The following is a 20,385-nucleotide window of genomic DNA, read 5'->3' as shown; positions in this document are numbered from 1 at the left end:
CCGACGGACAGGATGACGCCGATGCTGACAGGCCGGGAAGCCATGACCCTTGAACTGCTGGCGTACGCGGTGTTCGGCGCCATCGCGTTCTGGAAGCACCGTCAGCTCGTGCGCGAGGTGGAGAGCACCGCCGCGCGGACGCGGGCCAGCGCCCAGCCGCCGGAGGCGGCCCCGGACTGACCACCCACCCCGGCGACACATGACTCTGGATGGGGGCGGGCGGACCCGGTCGGGATCGGGGACGGCAACCGTCCGAAGGGAATAGACCGTCCAAGGACCGCCCCCTCACCCGAACCGGTCGATTTCCTCGTCCGTCAGTCCGGCGGGAATGACGATGGCCGGCACCCGCAGGCGCGCCCCGAACGAACCCGCGAGGCCCGCGATCAGGGGTCCCGGACCCTTCTTGCCCTTGCGCGCGGCCACGACCAGCGCGGAGATCTCGGGCTCGTCCGCCACGACCTCCAGGATCTGGTCAACCAGGAGGCCCTCGCGCACCTCCAGCATCGGCGTCTGCCGGGACCGCTTGTTGACCCCGGCCGCCAGGCGCTGCAACAGACGCTCCGCCTCCTCGCGCGCCTCGCGCTGCATCTGTTCGCCGACGAACCCGAAATGCTGGAAGTCGGGAGGCTCCACCACCCGCAACATGGCCACACGGCCGCCGGTGGCCCGCGCCCGCACGCTGGCGAACCGCAGGGCCTGGTGCATCTCCTCGGTGTCGTCCACCACCACCAGGAAGGTGAGCGGCGGCGACATCGGCGCCGGCGCCCGCCCGCCCGCAGGCCGACTCGGTGTCTCGTCGCTCATGCCCGCCTCCCGCGCGAACCGGTCCGGAGCCGACCGGGTCCGCCCTCTCTCGACCCGCTCACTCGACTCGCCGTCCGCGATCCCGCCCATCTGGCCATCCGGCATCCGGCCGCCCGTGGCGTCCGGTCTCACACCCGCCGGAAGACCGCCGCCGCCGCCCAGCCCGTGACGATGGCGATGGCGATCGCCGCCAGGCCATAGAGCACCGACCGCTGGTGCGCGAAATCGAACAGATCGGCGCCGAAGCCGGTCTTGCTGATGACCAGGGGCGTGATCTCGGCGCTGACCACGTCCCCGTCCCGGAACAGATAGACCTCCACCGAATACAGCCCGGTGGGCACGTTGGCCGGAAAATGCAGCTCCGCCCGGAACAGGCGGTTGGCCAGCATGGTGACCGGCATCGTTCGGATGCCGTAATGATGCTGTTTCTGCTTCAGGCGCACAAGCGCCGCCCGGAAGCCTGGAACAAAAGAATCGGTCACGCTCTGCGACATCAGCGTGAAGGCCAGGTGCTCGGTTCCGATCTGATGACGCGACAAGACGCTGGTCTGGGCGATGTCGTCCAGGGCGCGGTTGGCGAACACCTGATAGAACGCCGGCACGTTGTCATAGGTCACGCTGTCGCGATTGGCCCAGATGATGCCCCACAGCTCCTTGCGGCGCACGACCTTACGCGTCATCGGCCCACGCACCACCAGGACAACGTCACCGGGACCGTCGGTGGCGCCGAACAACAGCACGTCGGTTCCCGTGAAGCCCGTGGTGATGGCCACCAGATGCTTGGACAGGTCGGCGACCAGGGGCACCACGGTCTGCTGGGCCCGGGCGGACGCCAGCAGGCCAACGGCGACCAGCGACAGCAGGCCCGCCAGCACACCAACGCCGACCACCATCCATCGCGGACGGCCCGGACGCCGGCCGGACGCGGTGGTGGCGCGACGGCCCATCACCCGGCCTCCAGGACCAGGGTGAACACGTCATCGGGCGTGGCCACCAGGTCATAGGCCAGCTTCAGGCACACGGCGATCACCAGCGCCGCCAGCAACACGCGCAGTTGCTCGCTCTTCAAGCCGGCCCCGACCCGGGCCCCGAACTGGGCGCCGACCACCGCGCCAAGCAGCAGCAGCATGGCCAGCACGACATCGACGGTCTGGTTGATGGTCGCCTGAAGGAAGGTCGTGTTGGCGGTGACAAAAATAATCTGGAACAACGACGTGCCCACCACCACCTGGGTCGGCATGCCCAGAAGGTAGATCATCGCCGGCACCATGACGAAGCCGCCGCCCACACCCATGATCGCCGTCAGGACACCGACGAACACACCCACCGCCAGAGGTAGCAACGCGCTGATATACAGCTTCGACTTGCGAAACCGCATCTTGAACGGCAGGCCATGGATCCACATGTGGCGGCCGGCGTTGCTGCGATGCTTGCTCCCCTTGCGCTGACTGCGCACGATGGTCTGCAGGCTTTCGATCAGCATCAGGCCGCCGACAACCCCCAGGAACACCACATAACTGAGGGAGATGGTCAGGTCGATGTGGCCCAGGTCCTGAAGCACCGCGAACAGCCACACACCGGCGGTCGAGCCGATCAGCCCCCCCACCAGCAACATCCCCCCCATGCGGAAGTCCACGTTGCCACGGCGTGTGTGCGCGATGACACCGGACACGGAAGAGGCGATGATCTGGTTCGCGCCGGTGCCCACGGCCACGGCCGGCGGCACCCCCATGAACATGAGCAGCGGCGTCATCAGGAACCCGCCACCCACGCCGAACACCCCGGACAGAACCCCGACCGCTCCACCGAGACCAAAGATCAAGAGTGCGTTGACCGACATCTCGGCAATGGGCAGATAGATCTGCATGGAGGGCCGGATCCTCGATGGCGCGCGTCCGTCCGGACAAGAGGGCCGTGTGTGTCGGTTTTAGGGGGCCGCGCCCCCCCCAATCAAGGGAAAACCCTCGGCGCCGCGTGGGCGCGCGCGGCGGCCAGGGCAGCGGCGTCGTTGACGTTCAGGAAAGGATCCGGATCACGCGCCGGCCAGGACACGGACGCCAGGCCACAGCGCTCGGCCCACTGCCCCGCCCGGCGCAGCCCCTCGCGCTCCAGGGCGCGGCGCAGCGCCGGCGCCACGCTCACCGGCCACAGCGCCACCAGGGGATGCCGACGCCCCGCCGACACGGCGCAGGCCCCGGCGGCCCCGCCCGCCGCGCACCCGCGCCACAGCCGGTCCAGCAGGTCCTCGGGCACGAACGGCAGGTCCACGGGCACCGACACCAGCCAGGAGACGGCGGCATCCCGCGCCACAACGGCCTCCAGCGCGGCCAGCAACCCGGCCAGAGGACCGGCACGCCCGCCCCCGGGCTCGGTCAGGGCGTCGCCGACGACGGTATCGATCCGCCGGGCCGTCACGCCCTCGATCAGGCGTGCCCGGTCGGTGGCGGCATGCGCGCTGACCAGCACCGGTCCCGGCCACGGCGCCAGCCGATCCAGCACCCGAGCCAGCATCGGCCGGCCATCCCCCAGGTCGAGCCGCGCCTTGTCGCGCCCATCAAGACGCCGCCCGGCACCGCCCGCCAACACGCACAGGGCGACCGCGCCGGCCGGTGGCGCGGCCAGCGGGCCGGTCATGGTCCGCCTCCCGTCCCCGTGGGGCACCGTGTCGGCCGACTCATGCATGGCTGGAAAAACGCCCACACAAAGGACACCGAGAGGACGACACCCGGCCGGTCCTTCCTCGGACCTGTGCAAAGGACCATGGGAAGCCGCCCACCCCATGGGCGTTCGGTTTCGGGGATGAGACGGACGCCGCGCGCTCGGGGTGACGACAGGCCATAGCCGTGTGGCCGGCATGTCCGAGCTGGCACGTCACAGTTTGTCACACCTGGTGGCACTTCGTCGCACATGGGCACGCGCCCCGTCATCCTTCGGTGACGGCTCCATGGGACCTTGGCCTTGCGGTCGACCAAGCCGGCCCGGTCGCCGCACCCCCGCCCCGCGCGCCCGCCTCGTCCCCCCACCCCGGGGCCGCGCGCGGGGCGGCTCTCTGTCAGGACCGGCACCCGTCCACACCCCCATCGGGCCATCGCCCGGAGCCGTCGCACGGCAGTGGTTCAAGAAGCCCCCACGCAGCGCGTCAAGGCCAAGACTGAGGATACCAGGAATGCCACTCACCGACACCCGATCCCGCTATGGCTGGATCAGCATTATCAACCACTGGACCATCGCCCTGCTCATCCTGGGTCTGATCGCCTTCGGTCTGGTCCTGGCGGGCATGCCCCGGAGCCCGGACAAAGGCGCCCTGATCCAGGTGCACAAGACCCTGGGGGTCCTCGCCCTGGCGCTGGCGCTGGTCCGCATCGCCTGGGCCACCCTCCAGACCCGGCCGGGCGCGGTCGAGGGACAGTCCGTCGCGGCCGAGCGGTTGCGCGACCTGCTGCACAGAACACTGCTGGTGGCCACCGTGGCCCTGCCGGCATCGGGCGTCCTGATGTCCCTTTACAACGGCCATGCCGTCGCGATGCTCGGACTGTTCACCATTCCCGCGCAGGGAGAGGTCGCCTGGATCGCCGGTCCCGCCCACCTGATCCACGAGTGGGGCAGTTATCTCGTGCTGGCGCTGGTGGCCGGCCACGCCCTGGTCTCCCTGATTCACCATTTCTGGAATGACGATCCCACCCTGCGCCGCATGCTGAGCGCGACTCCCCGCTGAGCCCCACGCGCGGCGCCGTCGGTGCCGGATCGAGAGGGTGGCCTTCCTGGTCGGTGAGGGAATGGCCCCGTCGAACGCCCGGGTGTCGCCGCGACGCCCGGGCTTCGGTCGCCCACCGCCACGTCGCCGGGACGGACGACCTGCGGCATTCCGGCAACGCTTCCGCCATCACCGGGGACTCGGGGCCGCACCCTCCTTGACGGAGTCAGTGCCCCCTGATTCACTACGGTCATGTCTACACTTGCCGATTCGCGCCGGCGTGCCCGTCTGGTCGTGCCGCCCCTCCTGGGGGTGGCGGCCATGGCGTACTTCGCCTATCACGCCGTCCATGGCGACCGGGGGCTGACGACGTGGTGGTCCCTGCGCCACGCCATCAAGGAAGCCCGCGCCGAACTGGCCGTGGTCTCGGCCGAGCGCCGCGAACTGGAACACCGGGTCTCGCTGCTGCGGCCCGACCACCTGCACCCGGACATGCTGGACGAACAGGCCCGACGCATGCTGAACCTGATCGGCCCGGACGAGATCATGGTCCTGAATGCCGAGGTCGCGCCGGCATCGGCCGATCCCGGCGGCGATCTCGGCCCCGTCGATCCCGGTCAGGACCGATAGAGCCGTTCCAGGCGGTCCCCGTACTCCGCTTTCAGGATATGGCGCCGCACCTTCAGGGTCGGCGTCATCTGGTCGTTGTCCACGGTGAACGGCTCCGGCGCGATCATGAAGCGGCGCACCTTCTCGATCTGTCCCAGCTTGGCGTTGACCCGGGTCACCGCCGCGCCGATCGCCGATCGCAGGTCGGGATCGTCGGCCAGCGCCGGCAGATCGGCGTCCTTGCCGGCCTTGGCCGCCCAGCGGCCCAGCCATTCGCTGTCGGGCACCAGCAACGCCACCAGGTGCGGCCGCCGATCGCCATAGATCATGGCCTGGGCGATTTCCTGTTCCAGGCACAACAGCCCCTCGACCCGCTGCGGCGAGATGTTGTCGCCCCCCGAGTTGACGATGATGTCCTTCTTCCGGTCGGTGATCTGGATGCAGCCCTCGGCGTCAATGAGCCCGACGTCGCCGGTATGCAGCCAGCCGTCGGCATCGATCACGTCGGCGGTGGCCTTCGGGTTGTTCCAGTAGCCCTGCATGACCAGCCCGCCCTTGACCAGGATCTCGCCATCCTCGGCCAGACGCACCTGAACATCCTTCAACGGCGGTCCCACGGTGTGCATGCGCACCTTGCCCGGCCGGTTGACGCTGATCACCGGGGACGACTCGGTCTGGCCATAGCCTTGCAGGATGGGCACGCCCAGGGCATGGAAGAACAGCCCCACGTCCACGTTCAACGGACCGCCCCCCGAGACCATGGCCTTCAGGCGGCCGCCGAACCGCTTGCGCACCTTGGAGCGGACCAGGCGGTCCACGACGTAGTCCTGCAATCGCTCCAGGAGAGTCAGGGACTTGGGGTCGTGATAGCGCTTCAGGCCCAGGTCCAGCGCCCGCTGGAACAGCTTGCGCTTCGCCGGCGACTGGCTTTCCAGGCCGCGCACCACGCGCGTGCGCATCGACTCATAAAGGCGTGGCACGGCGGTCATGATGGTCGGCCGGGCCTCGGTCATGTTGCTGGCCAGCCGATCGACGTTCTCCGCGAACCAGATCTCGGCGCCGATGGACAGGGGGAAGTGCAGGCCGGCGGTGTGCTCGTAGGAATGGCTGAGCGGCAGGAACGACAGGAACACCTCGCGCCCCAGCCCGAGCGTCCTCAGCACGGCATAGGCCCCCGCGCAGTTGTGCAGGATGTTGGCATGGCTGAGCATCACCCCCTTGGGCACGCCCCCGGTGCCGCTGGTGTAGATGATGACCGCCACGTCGTCGGGCTCGATCGCCGCCAGGGTGGCCGGCCAGGGCTGGGCGCGATGACGCTCGATAAGGTCGCCCCAGGCATGCACGTCGATGCCGGTGTGCTGGTGGAGCTGGGGATCCTCGATGGCGACGGCGACGGGGGTGATCCGGGCCATGCCGGCGGCCTCCAGCGCCCGGGCCGCCAGTTGGGGCGTGGAGACGATCATCACCGTCGCGCCGGAATCATCCAGGACGTGCAGGTGGTCGGCGACGGTGTTGGTCACGTAGCATGGCGTCACCACGCCGCCCGCCATCAGGATCGCCAGGTCGGCGATGAACCACTCCGGCCGGTTCTCGCTGATCAGCGCCACCCTGTCCCCCGGGCGAACCCCCAAGGCGATCAGCGCGTTGGCCATCGCCACCGCCTGGGTCCGGACCTCGCCCCAGGACTGGGATCGCCACGCGCCGTCCCGCTTGCGCCACAACAACGGAGCGCGCTGGAAGCGCTTGGCCTGGTTGAGGAACACGCCGACCAGGTCGATGGCCGTCTCGAAGTCCGTGGCACGATGACGCGGGGATGGCACGAGATTCGTCTCCCTCTCGGTCGCGGTCGGGGTGCCACCCTGTCCGCGCGGTTGGTCTTTCCGTCGCCGGTCGCGGAGACTGACCGTCGGCCCGCTCATGGCCGCCCTCCGGGGCGCGGCCCCCTGTGTCCCGCTCACCGGTATTCTCTCGACAACCCACGATGTTTGGCGGCGCTCACCCCAACGTCCCAAGCCGGTTGTCGGTATACACATTTGTCCATCGGACGGTGGCCGCATGGCAAGCGCGGAGTGCCCCCGTCCGCCCCGGCCCACCGCCGGACGGTGGACTCCGTGCGTCACCGTCCCCATATCGCGGAAGACAGCAAGGAGACCCGCATGCCCGCTTCCGATCCCCTGCCCCCCACGCACACCCCCGGTCCCGCCCGCGCCCCGGAGGGCGGCGGCGGCCTGTCATCCACCCTGCCCGGCTGGGACCTGGCGGACCTGTACGGCGGCATGGACGACCCGGTGCTGGAGTCCGACCTGACGGCGGCGCGCGCCTCGGCCGCGGCCTTCCGGGAGCGCCACCTGGGTCAGGTCGCCGCCCTGTCCGGCGCGGACCTGGGCGCGGCGATCGCGGCGTTCGAGGCGATCAGCGAAACCCTCTACCGCATCATGTCCTACGCGCAGCTCCTGCACGCCGTGGACCAGACGGACGAGACCATCGGGCGCTTTCATCAGGGCATGCAGGAAAAGGTGACGGACATCTCGTCGCTGCTTCTGTTCTTCACCCTGGAGATCAATCAGCTCGACGACGAGACCCTGGCCGACAAGCTGACCGCGCCGGCGCTGAACCATTATGCCGCCTGGATCCGCACGGTCCGGGCCTTCCGGGATCACGAACTGCCCGAGGCCATGGAGCGACTGATCCACGAAAAGGAGGTGACCGGCCGCGCCGCCTGGGTGCGCCTGTTCGACGAGACGCTGGCGCACCTGCGCTTCGACATCGACGGGCAGTCGCGCACGCTGACCGAGGCCCTCGACCAGTTGTCCGACACCCAGCGGTCGCGACGCGAGAGCGCCGCCCGGGCCATCGGCGCGGAGTTGGCGGCCAACGCCCGCGTGTTCGCCCACATCACCAACACCCTGGCCAAGGACAAGCAGATCGAGGACACGTGGCGGCGGTATCCCCACGCCCTGGCGTCCCGCAATCTGGCCAACCAGGTGGAGGACGAGGTGGTGGAGGCGCTGGTCACGGCGGTGCGCGACTCGTACGCCGACACCGCCCACCGTTACTACGCCCTGAAGGCGCGATGGTTCGGTCAGGAGCGGCTCGCCACCTGGGACCGCAACGCGCCGCTGCCCGACGCCGAGGACCGCCGCTATGCCTGGCCCGAGGCCCGCGATCTGGTGCTGAACGCCTACGGGGCCTTCAGTCCGCGTCTGGCCGAGGTCGGCCAACGCTTTTTCGACAACGCCTGGATCGACGTGCCGCCGCGCCCGGGCAAGACCTCGGGGGCCTTCGCCCATCCCACGGTGCCGTCGGCGCATCCCTATCTGCTGCTGAACTTCATGGGCCGCAGCCGCGACGTGATGACGCTGGCCCACGAACTGGGTCACGGCGTGCACCAGGTGCTGGCCGCGCCGCGTGGCGTGCTGATGTCGGATACCCCGCTGACGCTGGCCGAGACCGCCTCGGTGTTCGGCGAGATGCTGACCTTCCGGGCCATGCTGAACGCCGAGACCGACCCGAAGCGGCGGCGGACCCTGCTGACGGGCAAGGTCGAGGACATGCTCAACACGGTGGTGCGTCAGGTCGCCTTCCATGAGTTCGAGTATCGCGTGCACCGGGAACGGCGCGAGGGGGCCTTGTCCGAGGACCGGCTAAGCGCCATCTGGATGGATGTCCAGCGGGAAAGCCTGGGGCCGGCGTTCGACTTCGACGACAGTTACCGCGTGTTCTGGGGCTACATTCCGCATTTCGTGCACACGCCGTTCTACGTCTATGCCTACGCCTTCGGCGACTGCCTGGTGAACAGTCTCTACGCCGTCCATCAGGCGGGCACGGTCCCCGACTTCCAGGAAAAGTACCTGGACATGCTGGCCGCCGGCGGGACCCTGCGCCACACGGAGCTGCTGGCCCCGTTCGGCCTGGATGCCCGCGACCCGGCGTTCTGGCGGCGCGGCCTTGGCGTGCTGACCACCTTCATCGACGAACTGGAGCAACTGGCCTAAGCCATGCCCGAGAACAAGTCGCGAGAAAACAACAACCTGGGCGGACGCGTGCGGCGCTATGCCCAGGTGTCCACCGCCATGAGCGGCATCGCCGCCCGGGCCGCCGGCGAGCGGTACCTGGGCATGCGATTCGACAAGGGCCGCCAGGCCAGCGAATTGCGCGAGGCGCTGGGCGGCCTGAAGGGGCCGTTGATGAAGGTGGCGCAGATCCTGTCCACCATCCCGGAGGCGCTGCCCGAGGAGTACACCCGCGAACTGGCGCAGTTGCAGGCCGATGCTCCGCGCATGGGCTGGCCGTTCGTGCGTCGGCGCATGAAGGCCGAACTGGGCGCGGACTGGCCGGCGCGGTTCGGCACGTTCGACCGCGAGGCCACGGCCGCCGCCTCGCTGGGCCAGGTGCACCGGGCCACCCTGCCCGACGGCACGCGATTGGCCTGCAAGCTGCAATACCCGGACATGGCCTCGGTGGTCGAGGCCGACTTGCGGCAACTCAAATGGATCATCTCCATCTACCGCAGCTACGACAGCGCCATCGACCCCAGCGACATTCACGCCGAGATCGCCGAGCGCCTGCGCGAGGAACTGGACTACGCCCGCGAGGCCCGCAACATGGCGCTGTACGGCCACATGTTGCGCGACGAGCCCCATGTGCACATCCCCACCGTCGTGCCCGAGGTGTCCACGCAGCGTCTGTTGACCATGAGCTGGATGGACGGCCGGCGCATGCTTGAGTTCGTCGACGAGTCGCCCGAGGTCCGCAACCGGATCGCCTACAACATGTTCCGGGCCTGGTACGTGCCGTTCTATGAGTACGGCGTGATCCACGGCGACCCGCATCTCGGCAACTACACGGTTCGCGATGATCACAGCATCAATCTGCTGGACTACGGCGCCATCCGCATCTTCCCGCCGCGGTTTGTGAAGGGCGTCATCGACCTGTTCTTCGCGCTGCGGGACAACGACCACGACCGCGCCGTTCATGCTTATGAATGCTGGGGGTTCGAGAACCTCAGCAAGGATCTGATCGAGGTCCTGAACCTGTGGGCGGAGTTCATTTACGCACCCCTGATGGAAGACCGCACGCGGCGCATCCAGGAAACGAACAGCGGGCGCCAGGGCCGCAACGTCGCGGAAGGGGTCCATGAAAAGCTCAAGCAGGTGGGCGGCGTGAAGCCACCCCGCGAGTTCGTGCTCATGGATCGCGCGGCGATTGGATTGGGTTCGGTGTTCATGCACCTGAAAGCCGAGATAAACTGGCACCAGTTGTTCCACAACTTGATCGATGACTTTAACGTCGACGCCCTGGCGGCACGGCAAAGCGATGCCCTGGCGGCCGCCCAGCTTCACCTGGCGGACGAGGCGCCACCGCGCGCCGCCGACCCCAAGAGCGCCTGACCCCGACGGGGGACCCTGGAAGGACCGTGGCGCTCCCGGTTTGATCTTGACCGTCCGGATTGTTTGCGCGTTGATGGGCCGCGACAGAGAGGAACGGCAAGGGGTTCATCGATTAACCCCGGCTCGGTCGGTGGCGTCGTCGCGTCGTCATGGCACCCAGGCGATCGCGGGCACGCGATGCCCGACGTCCGCGACGCTGTGAACTCTTCCGGCGGAACGGCGAACACGGGTCGGTACGACAACGATGGACATGGATCTGGGCGAAGGGCTGACCTGCCTTCTGATTGAGGACAACCTGGGCGATGCACGCCTGATTCAGTATCTGCTCGACGACGCGGATGGGGCCCGTTTGTCCTTCACCCATGTGACGTCGCTGGCGCCCGCCCTGGACCTCTTGCGCCAGGAGTCGTTCGACGTCATCCTGCTGGACCTAACCCTGCCGGACTCGAACGGCCTCGAAACCCTGGAAATCGTGCACCGCACGCGGGCCGACATCGCCATCGTCGTGCTCACCGGCATCGATGCCACCGACATCGCCATCGGGGCCGTGCAACGCGGCGCCCAGGATTACCTGGTCAAGGGGCGGGGCGACGGCCAGCTCATCAAGCGGTCGCTGCTCTACGCCGTGGAGCGTCAGCGCGCCAACCAGCGCCTGCTCCTGGCCGAGGCCGCGTTTCGCGCCATCGACACCGGCATCATGGTCACCGACGCCGCCGGCAAGGTGGTTCGCGTAAATCCGGCTTTCTGCCGCGTCACCGGATTCGAGAACCAGGAGGTGGTGGGCACCCAGTCCTCGCTCCTGCGCACGGGCATCCACGAGGCCGCCTTCTACGAGGCGCTCTGGCAACAGCTTCGGGAGACCGGCGCCTGGGAGGGTGAGATCTGGACCCGCCGCAAGCACGGCGAGGTCACGCCGGAGTGGCTGCGTATCAACGTGGTGCACGACGACTCCGGCGGCACGGCCGGCTACGTGGCGATCTTCAGTGACATCACCTTTCGGCGCCATGCCGAGCAGGATTTGCTGCGCCAGGCCACCACGGATCCGTTGACGGGGCTTGGCAACCGCCAACTGTTCCAGCGCCTGCTGGCGAGCACCATCGAACAGGCCACCCGCTATCAACGCGAGGCGGCGTTGCTGTTCCTGGACCTGGACGGCTTCAAGGACATCAACGATTCCGCCGGGCACGCCGTGGGCGACACGGTGCTGCGCGAGGTGGCCGCGCGGCTGCGCGGCGCGGTGCGTATCTCCGATGAGGTCTCCCGCCTGGGCGGCGACGAGTTCGTCGTCATCCTGCCCGAGGTCCGCAACCGCGACGCCGCCGAGGCCGTCGCCACCAAGCTGCTCCAGGAAATCACGCACCCCTTCGATGACGTGCCGACCGACCGGCCCCTGACGGCCAGCATCGGCATCGCCATGATCCCCGACAACGGCGACACCAACGAGGCGCTGATCGAGGCCGCCGACGCGGCCATGTATGCCGCCAAGCGATCAGGCAAGAACACCGTGCGCTTCTACTCCAAGACCCTCGCCGCCCGCCACGGGCAGGACGGCTGACCGCCGGGAGGACGGCCGCCGACAGGCCCCGCTCGCCGGGGTGTCCGGCGTTTCCCTCGCGCCCGAAGTTGCGGTACGTTTGTGGGCATCACGCGCTTTTTTCGGGCTCCGCCATCGACGTGCCCGAACCGCCCACGGACAGCGGACCCCATGCCCGCGCCTATCCAAGACGGAGGCTCACCGCGACTATGGACATCCTGCTTGTCGAGGATAATCCCGGTGACGCCCGTCTGGCGGCCGAGGCCTTCAAGGAAGGAGGATCGCAGACGCGCCTGCACGTCGTTCAGGACGGCATCGAGGCCATGTCGTTCCTCCGCCGGGAGGGCCGCTACCAGGACGTTCCGCGCCCCGACCTGGTGCTGCTAGACCTGAACCTGCCACGCAAGGACGGCCGCGAGGTGCTGGCGGAAATCAAGCAGGACACCGCCCTGAAGCGCCTGCCGGTGATCGTGCTCACCACCTCGCAGGCGGAATCGGATGTGGTGCGCGGCTACGAACTGCATGCCAACTGCTACATCGTCAAGCCGGTGGACTTCGACCGCTTCATCGCCGTGGTCAAGGGCATCGAAAGCTTCTGGCGCAACCTGGTGCGCCTGCCGCCGCATTGAAGGCGTTGAGACAGGACGCGGATCGGCGCGGTGGGACCAGTCCGCCTCACAGTCCCTGAGACCGTTCGGCGGCGATCGTGCGCGCAAGCGTGCTACACACATCCACCGGAGGGACATAGGACAGGTGATCGACAAGACGCTGGCCTGATACGGCGAGCGGCACGGTCAGGTCGAGAGTGGTGACACCCCCTGACACAGGCGGGGCGGCGGTTCTGTTGGATCGAAGGACACCGCGCCACCCGGTTACCGCCCGGAGATGCTCCAGCCACAAGCGATGGGACATCGGCGGCGTATCCACCACATTGAAGGTCGCCCCGAACGCGCGGGATTGGCCGACGGTCAGGGCTATGGCAGCCGCCACGTTGTCTATGAAGCCGAAAGTGGTCGTCCATGCCAGCCAGGCCGGGGCCACGTCGATATGGCCCGCCCCCGCCAGCATCGGCTCGATGGCCCAGCGGAACCGGCGTTGACGGTCGCCTGGACCGTAGACCATGGGCAAACGCAGGATCGTCCAGGCGCTCGCCAGGCCACGCACGGCCTCTTCGATGGGAATCTTGTCATAGTCATCCAGCCACGCGAGAGGATCCTCCGGCGGCCGTCGTGTCGCACCCCGGTAGGGATACAGGCGCAACCGAAGCGGCGCGTTCTCGTCCAGCGGACCCGGATCCGGGACACCGGTCTCCAGGCCATGCAACAGCCCGTAGTTCCGGTAGACGTCCAACGAACTGACCAGGACGTACTGCGCGACCCGCCCATCGATGGCGGTCAGAAGACGCGCGGTTTCGGCCGACGCATAGGCGACGATGTCCACCAGCACGTCGATGGCGTGCGCGTTCAGGAGAGCGCGGACAGACGTCGGATCGGCGCGATCGGCGCGCACACCACACCAGCCATCGTAAGATCCGAGCGGACCAGCCCGAGATGCCCCAAAGGTCTCGATGCCGCGCGCGGCCAGAGCCCGCGCCACCGCATCGCCAATCATGCCGCCCGTGCCGAGAACCAACGCCCGCATGTCCGCCACCCATCCTGGCGGCGCCCCGCCGGTGAGGATCAAATCCCCAGATAGGCCGATTTGACCCGCTCGTTGCGCAGCAGGTCCGCGCCCGTGTCGGTCAGCACCACGGACCCGGTGTCCAGCACATAGCCCCGGCTGGCGATGCCCAGGGCGGCGAAGGCGTTCTGTTCCACCAGGAAGATGGTGGTGCCCTGCTCCTTGAGGATCTCGATGGAATCGAAGATCTCTCCGGTCAGCAGCGGCGCCAGCCCCATGGACGGCTCGTCCAGCAGCAGCACGCGCGGTTGCGACATCAAGGCCCGGCAGAGAGCCAGCATCTGCTGCTGGCCGCCGGACAGCGTGCCGGCCGGCTGCTTGCGCTTCTCGCGCAGCACGGGGAAGCGGGTGTACATGCGGTCCAGGTCGCGCGAGACGTCCTTGCCGCGCCGCCGCACGGTACCCAGTCTCAGGTTGTCCTCCACCGACAGCGGCCCGAACACCTGCCGCCCCTCGGGAACCTGACTGATGCCCAGCCGCACCCGCTTTTGCGGCGAGGCGCTGGTGATGTCCTGACCATCGAACAGGACGCGCCCCCCGGACACCGGCTGAAGACCGGACAGGCACCGCAACAGCGTCGTCTTGCCCGCGCCGTTGGCGCCCACCAGGGCGACCAGTTCGCCCTCGTCCACCGAAACGGAGACGTCGGTCAGGGCCTGAATGCGGCCGTAGTGGCTGGACAGTCCCTCGATTTCCAGAAGCATGTTCTTTTGCCCTACCCCCTCGGCTCAGCCCACGGCGCCCAGATAGGCGGCGACCACGGCGGGGTTGGCGCGCACCGCCTCGGGCGTCCCTTCCGCCAGCTTGCGGCCGTAGTCCAGCACCAGGATATGGTCGGAAATGCCCATCACCAGCTTCATGTCGTGTTCCACCAGGACCACGGTGACGCCGGAGCGGGCGACCTTGACGATCACCTCGTCGATCTCCTTGGTCTCGGTGGCGTTGAGGCCGGCGGCCGGCTCGTCCAGCAGCAGCAGCTTGGGTTCGGCGGCCAGCGCCCGGGCGATCTCCAGACGCTTGAGCGCGCCGTAGGGCATGGCCCCGGCCTCGGCGTCGATGTAGCCGCCCAGACCGACGGACTCCATCAGCTCGACGCAGCGCTTGCGGGCCTGGCGGTCACCCCGGGTCACCGACGGCAGCCGCAGTAGACAGGACAACAGGTTGCGGTTCAGGTGCAGGTGGCGCCCGACCATGACGTTGTCCAATGCCGTCATGGTCCTCATGATCTGCAGGTTCTGGAAGGTCCGCGCCAGCCCCAGGCGCGCCAGATCGTGGGGACGACGCCCGGTGATCGGCACGTCATCCAGATAGATGGCCCCGGTGCTGGGCGCATAGATCCCCGTGATCATGTTGAGCAGCGTCGTCTTGCCGGCGCCGTTCGGTCCGATAATGGAGTGGATGGTGCCGGGGTTGATGACGAAGTCCAGGTCCTGAATCGCCTGCACGCCGCCGAACTGGATGCTGACACCCTCCACGCGCAAGAGCGTCATGACCCGGCCCTCCGCACCCATCGCTTGACCAGCGCGGTGAGCGTGGGCACCAGCCCCTTGGGCAAAGCGATCATCACCGCCATCATGATGAGACCCAGGATCACCTGCTCATAGTCCGCGAAGTCCGCCAGCACCTGGGGCAACAGCGTCAGCATCACCGCGCCGAGCACCGCACCGAAGGTGGAGGCCATGCCCCCCAGCACCACCATGGTCACGAACAGGATGGATTGCAGGAAGCTCGCCTTGGTCGGGGAAACGAATTCCGAGAAGTGCGCCGCCAGGCTCCCGGCGACGGCGGCCATCACCGCCGACAGCACGAACACCATCACCTTGTAGCGGGTGGTGTCCACGCCCGCCGCCTGGGCCGCCACCTCGGACCCGTTAAGGCCGCGCAACGCCCGCCCGACGGGGCTGTCGATCACGTTGAGCGACAGCCAGACCGCCAGGATCAGCGCGCCGGCCACGATCCAGTACCACACCGGCCCCCCGTAGACCGCCACCCCCATGACCTCAAGGGGCGGCACGTACATGCCGTCCGGGCCACCCGTCAACCACGCCTCGCGACTGATGACGATGTGGATGATCAGACCCACGCCCAGTGTCGCCATGGCCAGGTAGTGCCCGGACAACCGCAGCACCGGCCGCGCGATCGCGTAGGCCAGGATGCCGACCCCGAGGGCGCCAACGGGCAGGGCCACCAGGCCATGCACCCCATAGCGCGCCGTCAGGACCGCCGAGACATAGGCGCCCAGGCCGAAGAACCCGGCATGCCCCAGGCTGATCTGCCCGGCATGGCCGATCAACAGGTTGAGCCCGACCACCACGATGGCGTTGATGCCGATGTTGACGACCACGTCGTAATGGTAGTTGTTGGCCAGGAACAGGGGCAGCACCAGGATGACCAAAATCAGCAGGGACAGGCCCCCGCCGCGCTCGGACAGCAGCATCTGCGCCCGGTTCTTCTTGGTGCCCATGCGGCGCGTGTAGGTCTGCTTCTTGGCGAACTTGCTGTAGCCGGAGGGCCTGACGTTGTGAGCCATGGTCGCGCGCCTTACACCCTCTCGGTCCGGCGGCGGCCGAACAGGCCGCTCGGCATGAAGAACAGCACGCCCAGGATGACCACGAAGGCCATGGCGTCCTTATAGTCCGACGAGATGTAGCCGGCTCCCAGGCTTTCGATGATCCCCAGCAGCAGGCCGCCGACGATCGCCCCCAACCCGTTGCCCAGGCCGCCCAGGATGGCAGCGGCGAAGCCCTTCAGGCCGAGGATGATGCCCACCTCGAAGTTGGTGGCGGTGATCGGCGCGATCAGGATCCCGGCCATGGCCCCCAGCATCGCCGACAGGCCGAAGCTGAGCAGCAGCACGAACCCCACATTGACGCCCATCAGCCGGGCCGCATCCCGATTGTAGCTGGTCGCCAGGATGGACTTGCCGAGCAGCGTGTAGCGGAAGAAGAGCTGCAAGGCGATGACCACCAGCGCGCTCACCCCCAGGACCCACAGGCTCTGGGGCATGATGGTCGCGCCCAAGACGCTGATCGGGTCATCGCCGGAGAACGACGGCAGCGGATGGAAGTCCTTGCCCAGCGTCACGCTGACCACGCCGCGCAGGAAGATACCGGCGCCGATGGTGATGATGATGAGCGTCACCACATCCGCGTCCCTGGCCGGTTCTATGGCCAGCTTCTCCAGCGCCAGGCCCGCCAGGACGGTGAGGGCCACGGCCGCGCCGATGGCCAGCGGCAGATCGAGACCGGCGCTCATCAATGCCCAGGTCAGCATGCCGCCCAGCATGACGAACTCGCCCTGGGCGAAGTTGATCACGTGGCTGGCGTTGTAGATGAGGGCAAATCCCAGACCCACGAGAGCATAAATGGCGCCGCTGGTGATGCCGGAGAGAAGGAATTGAAGGAACTCGACGAACGCGGGGGGCATGAAGCGATCCATCGCACGGAAGAAGCGGAAGGGACCCGGCGGACGCCGGGGTCGGAGGACTGTCGTGCCGGCGGACGGCCCTCATGAGCCGCCAGCCGACCGGTCGGCGCGATCACGCCGCGTTACCGCGGCCGTCGGGGCCGCCCCGATGAAAACCCCGCGTCGCCACACATCACGGCGCGGGCGAGGCCCGGTCGTCCCGGACAGAGGAACGCGCGTCGCCCTCCTCTGTCCGGACCGGGGCATGCCGACACGACGCCCATGCCCCGACCGGTGTCTTTACTCCACCAGCGCCCAGTCGCCATCCCGGATTTCCAGCATGCGGAAGGCCGAGAGGCCCAGGCCCAGGTGATCGTCGGCGCTCATGGTCACCTCGCCGGCGGTGCCCATGTAGCCCCGGGTGTTCTCCAGGGCATCGCGGACGGCGGCCGGCTCGATACCGCCGGCGGCCTCGACGGCGCCCTTGTACAGCATCAGGCCGTCCAGCGCATGGCCGCCGAACGTGGACACGGACCCCTCGCCATGCACCGCCTCGTAGGTGGCCTTGTAGCCCACCACGACCGGGCGCTGCGGGTCGTCCATGGGCAGCTTCTCGGCCACCAGCAGGGCGGCGGCCGGCAGGCGCACCCCTTCGGCGGCGTCGCCGGCCAGTTCGATGAACTTCTTGGAGGCCACGCCATGGGACTGGTACAGCGGCACGGTGAAGCCCAACTGGGCGACGTTCTTGGTAACGATGGCCGGTCCCTGTCCGAAGCCGGCGTTGACCACCGCCTCGACGCCCTCGGTGTTCTTGATCTTGGTCAACTGGGCGACCATGTCGGTGTCGCCCGGGCCATAGGTCTCGTCGGCCACGATCTCGATCCCGAATGTGGGGGCCACGTCCATGCACTGGCCGCGCATGGACTTGCCGAAACCGCCGGTGCCGGAGATCAGCGCCACGCGGGTGATGTCGCGACCCTGCATGTCCTCGAAGATCTTCTCGCAGGCCATGCGGTCGGTGTGGGGCGTCTTGAACACCCAGGGTTTGACCGGGTCAATGATCGACACGCCGCCCGCGAAGGACACGAAGGGCACCTCCGCCCGCTCCACCAGGGGAATCACGGCCATGGTGGTGCCGGTGGTGGAGCCGCCGAGGATGACGTCGACCTCGTCCTCTTCCAGCAGCCGCTTGACGAAGGTCCGCGCCTTGTTGGCGTCGCCGGCGGTGTCGTAGTGCACCAAGTCCACGGCGCGGCCGTTCAGGCCACCGGACTCGTTGAGTCGCTCGATATACATCTCCAGGGTCTTCAACTCGGGATCGCCGAGGAAGGAGGCCGGGCCGGTCACCGCCAGGAACGAGCCGACGCGAATGGGGTCGTCCTCGGCGTGTGCCGGGCTGGGATCCGCCAGGCCCAGGGCGCCGAGCGCCAGACCGGCCAGCATCAGGCCCGTCTTGAACGAGTGTGTCATGGGTGGTCCTCCCTGTTTCATTTTTTGCCTGTTTCGGCTTTTGCCCGTTTCGGCTCTTGTCCGTGTCGTTCGGGCATGTCCCGTGACCGCCCCTCCGGACCGATGCCCGTGGTCGCCGCGCATGTCCTTGGACATCCATACGCGCCGCCGCATGCCCCATGGGCACGCCCCCATGACCATGCGATGCGTGGGCCCCCGACCGACGCCGCGCGACCCTAGACACAAACGGTTTCAAGTGAAACCGTTTTCATCGTCGAGAGCGCGCGAGGAACCATAACTACTTCGATGAAATCGTGAAAGCCCTCTGTCGCCAGGCGCAACAAAACCCCGCATGCCGCCTGGACATCCGGAATCAACGAGCTGGCGATTTTCCTCGACCCGGCACACTCCGAAAGGCGATTACCCTCGGGTGGACCCGGGCCGGCGGGCCCTCAGGCGACGGTGTCGCCCCGCGCGAGCAGGGTGGCAAGGCGGAGGCGCGCCGCCCCGAACGCCTCGACACTGTCCTCGTAGGCATCACGGGCGATGGCGTAGCGCTCCACCGCATCGGTGTTGACGCCGTTGGCGAAGATGTCCACGTGCAGCCGTTCACAGCGCTCCAGGTTGCGATCGGCGATCAACCGCGCCACCATGTAGTCCCGCGCCGCCCCGCGCGTCGGCTCGTCCAGGTCGTGGAACGCGGGGACCGCCTCGCCGGCCGGCGCGGAGAAGTCGCCCCGCAACAGGTCCCACATGACCGCCCAGTCCTCTCGGGCCTCCTGATCGTCCCTGTGCTGGTACCCGAACCGCGCCAGCACGCTCCGGCCGCTGGCGAACAACGGATTTGGCAACTCCGGAAGGGTGCTCATGGATCGGCTCTCCCGCGTCGGTCCAGGAATCAGGACGCCGTCGAGACCGCGAACGTCGGCGCCACGGGGGCGTCGCCGGCCTCGTACCCCACGCGCATGTCGTAATCGGGTTCCACGTCGCGCGGCAACGCCAGCCCCACCTCCTTGAGGCGGTCCTCCAGCAGGTCCAGGTACTCGGCCTGCAATTCTTCTGGCGTGCGTGTCTTGATGCCGTATTCGTAATACTTGTCGAACATGGCGGATCGTTGACCGCCACGGCTGGGACGACCATAGAAGCCCAGGCCGACGCGCAGGAACTTTTCGACCTTCGACTGGCAGATCTCGCGGGCCGCCTCGCCCCCGAAGGCGATGTTGCGCTTGGTGGCCCAGACGCCGAAGGCCAGGTGGCCATGCTCTTCCTTGTGGATGCGCGTGTTGACACGCGCCCAGGGCAGGTACGAACACTCGCGATACTGCCCCAGGAAGGCCACGGCGGCCGGCGTCACCACCGTGGAAAACAGGCCGACGTCGTACCAGTCCTCGAACCAGGTGGACCAGTTCTCCTTGCGGAACCCGTTGATGACGTTGACCTTGGCCGGGTCCGGGTTGTCGGGGTTGGTGACCAGTTCCTGGATGCGCGCGTCCACGTCCACGCCCAGGTCCTGCATCAGGTTCCAGACATAGTAGCCGTGCCCCATCTCCTCCATCACCTTCTTGGACAGGCGATAGGCTTCTTCGGGACGCGGCGCGAAGCGCATGTTCTCCATCACCCGCTGACCGCCGGCATATTCCGAGTCCGCCTGGAAGGACATCAGATTGAGCAGCAACGCCTTGTAGTCGTCCGGCAGCGCGTCACCCTTGTCGTAGGTTTTCCACGTGGGCATGGCGGACCTCCCTGACGTGACGCCGCCGTCCGGCTCATCCCGCCGGCCGCTCGACCTCGGCACGTCACCCTGTTGACTGGTATTCCCG

Annotated in this window: 20 protein-coding genes; 7 read left to right on the top strand and 13 right to left on the bottom strand. The window is 67.9% G+C overall.

Translation table 11 applies throughout. The features are described from left to right. Window positions 1–21 precede the first annotated feature (21 nt). Window positions 22–180 (top strand): hypothetical protein, encoded by a 159-nt coding sequence (locus GGD89_RS02830; protein WP_184042592.1) that lies wholly within the window; start codon window positions 22–24, stop codon window positions 178–180. Between the two features lie 105 nt (window positions 181–285). On the opposite strand, the gene GGD89_RS02825 is transcribed toward GGD89_RS02830, so the two are convergent. The 4 genes from GGD89_RS02825 to GGD89_RS02810 form a co-directional block, all read right to left on the bottom strand. After that, window positions 286–804 (bottom strand): universal stress protein, encoded by a 519-nt coding sequence (locus GGD89_RS02825; protein ID WP_246422352.1) that lies wholly within the window; start codon window positions 802–804, stop codon window positions 286–288. 128 nt (window positions 805–932) lie between these two features. Further along, window positions 933–1,751, bottom strand: a complete 819-nt coding sequence (locus GGD89_RS02820) for a TIGR02186 family protein (protein WP_246422351.1) — start codon at window positions 1,749–1,751, stop codon at window positions 933–935. Then, complete coding sequence (locus GGD89_RS02815; protein WP_184042591.1) at window positions 1,751–2,671, bottom strand: sulfite exporter TauE/SafE family protein; 921 nt, start codon at window positions 2,669–2,671, stop codon at window positions 1,751–1,753. Before GGD89_RS02815 ends, GGD89_RS02820 begins: the two co-directional genes overlap by 1 nt. 83 nt (window positions 2,672–2,754) lie before the next feature. Continuing rightward, window positions 2,755–3,438 carry an NTP transferase domain-containing protein gene (locus tag GGD89_RS02810; protein WP_184042590.1) on the bottom strand — a complete coding sequence of 228 codons (684 nt, stop codon included), beginning with the start codon at window positions 3,436–3,438 and terminating at the stop codon, window positions 2,755–2,757. Window positions 3,439–3,970: 532 nt separating this feature from the next. Here GGD89_RS02810 and GGD89_RS02805 point away from each other — a divergent pair. Both GGD89_RS02805 and GGD89_RS02800 read left to right on the top strand, forming a co-directional pair. Then, complete coding sequence (locus tag GGD89_RS02805) at window positions 3,971–4,519, top strand: cytochrome b (RefSeq protein ID WP_184042589.1); 549 nt, start codon at window positions 3,971–3,973, stop codon at window positions 4,517–4,519. Between the two features lie 231 nt (window positions 4,520–4,750). Beyond that, the gene (locus tag GGD89_RS02800) at window positions 4,751–5,128 is read left to right on the top strand and encodes an FtsB family cell division protein (RefSeq protein ID WP_246422349.1); all 378 of its coding nucleotides are present in this window, start codon (window positions 4,751–4,753) and stop codon (window positions 5,126–5,128) included. Here the strand turns inward: GGD89_RS02800 and GGD89_RS02795 are convergent. Beyond that, window positions 5,116–6,927, bottom strand: coding sequence for an AMP-dependent synthetase/ligase (locus tag GGD89_RS02795; RefSeq protein WP_343058516.1), 1,812 nt, complete (start codon window positions 6,925–6,927; stop codon window positions 5,116–5,118). The genes GGD89_RS02800 and GGD89_RS02795 overlap by 13 nt on opposite strands. A gap of 336 nt (window positions 6,928–7,263) precedes the next feature. Here GGD89_RS02795 and GGD89_RS02790 point away from each other — a divergent pair, with 336 nt between their 5' ends. The 4 genes from GGD89_RS02790 to GGD89_RS02775 all read left to right on the top strand — a co-directional run bounded on the left by GGD89_RS02790 (window position 7,264) and on the right by GGD89_RS02775 (window position 12,660). After that, on the top strand, window positions 7,264–9,102 hold the full coding sequence (locus GGD89_RS02790) for a M3 family oligoendopeptidase (RefSeq protein ID WP_184042587.1): 1,839 nt from the start codon (window positions 7,264–7,266) through the stop codon (window positions 9,100–9,102). Between the two features lie 3 nt (window positions 9,103–9,105). Continuing rightward, window positions 9,106–10,497, top strand: coding sequence for an ABC1 kinase family protein (locus GGD89_RS02785; RefSeq protein WP_184042586.1), 1,392 nt, complete (start codon window positions 9,106–9,108; stop codon window positions 10,495–10,497). A gap of 250 nt (window positions 10,498–10,747) precedes the next feature. Continuing rightward, entirely contained in the window at window positions 10,748–12,052 is a 1,305-nt protein-coding gene (locus tag GGD89_RS02780; RefSeq protein ID WP_184042585.1) for a diguanylate cyclase domain-containing protein, read from the top strand. A 188-nt stretch (window positions 12,053–12,240) separates the two neighbouring features. Next, the gene (locus GGD89_RS02775; protein WP_184042584.1) at window positions 12,241–12,660 is read left to right on the top strand and encodes a response regulator; all 420 of its coding nucleotides are present in this window, start codon (window positions 12,241–12,243) and stop codon (window positions 12,658–12,660) included. Between the two features lie 46 nt (window positions 12,661–12,706). Here GGD89_RS02775 and GGD89_RS02770 read toward each other — a convergent pair whose 3' ends face one another. The 8 genes from GGD89_RS02770 to GGD89_RS02735 form a co-directional block, all read right to left on the bottom strand. Then, the gene (locus GGD89_RS02770) at window positions 12,707–13,672 is read right to left on the bottom strand and encodes an NAD-dependent epimerase/dehydratase family protein (protein WP_184042583.1); all 966 of its coding nucleotides are present in this window, start codon (window positions 13,670–13,672) and stop codon (window positions 12,707–12,709) included. Between the two features lie 38 nt (window positions 13,673–13,710). Beyond that, window positions 13,711–14,415: an ABC transporter ATP-binding protein gene (locus GGD89_RS02765; RefSeq protein WP_184042582.1), complete on the bottom strand. Its 705-nt coding sequence runs from the start codon at window positions 14,413–14,415 to the stop codon at window positions 13,711–13,713. 24 nt (window positions 14,416–14,439) lie between these two features. Further along, a complete protein-coding gene (locus GGD89_RS02760; RefSeq protein WP_184042581.1) occupies window positions 14,440–15,201 on the bottom strand; it encodes an ABC transporter ATP-binding protein in 762 nt (253 codons plus the stop codon). Then, window positions 15,198–16,241: a branched-chain amino acid ABC transporter permease gene (locus GGD89_RS02755; RefSeq protein WP_343058515.1), complete on the bottom strand. Its 1,044-nt coding sequence runs from the start codon at window positions 16,239–16,241 to the stop codon at window positions 15,198–15,200. Before GGD89_RS02755 ends, GGD89_RS02760 begins: the two co-directional genes overlap by 4 nt. Window positions 16,242–16,252: 11 nt before the next feature. Next, window positions 16,253–17,137: a branched-chain amino acid ABC transporter permease gene (locus tag GGD89_RS02750; protein ID WP_184042580.1), complete on the bottom strand. Its 885-nt coding sequence runs from the start codon at window positions 17,135–17,137 to the stop codon at window positions 16,253–16,255. A 279-nt stretch (window positions 17,138–17,416) separates the two neighbouring features. Further along, window positions 17,417–18,586, bottom strand: a complete 1,170-nt coding sequence (locus GGD89_RS02745) for an ABC transporter substrate-binding protein (protein WP_184042579.1) — start codon at window positions 18,584–18,586, stop codon at window positions 17,417–17,419. A 431-nt stretch (window positions 18,587–19,017) separates the two neighbouring features. Then, window positions 19,018–19,434, bottom strand: coding sequence for a hypothetical protein (locus GGD89_RS02740; protein ID WP_184042578.1), 417 nt, complete (start codon window positions 19,432–19,434; stop codon window positions 19,018–19,020). A gap of 29 nt (window positions 19,435–19,463) precedes the next feature. Next, on the bottom strand, window positions 19,464–20,297 hold the full coding sequence (locus GGD89_RS02735) for a Phenylacetic acid catabolic protein (protein ID WP_184042577.1): 834 nt from the start codon (window positions 20,295–20,297) through the stop codon (window positions 19,464–19,466). Window positions 20,298–20,385 lie beyond the last annotated feature (88 nt).

Origin of the sequence: Roseospira visakhapatnamensis (assembly GCF_014197915.1) — a bacterium.
Classification (GTDB): Bacteria; Pseudomonadota; Alphaproteobacteria; order Rhodospirillales; family Rhodospirillaceae; genus Rhodospira; species Rhodospira visakhapatnamensis.
This window is presented reverse-complemented; position numbering and strand designations above follow the sequence as displayed.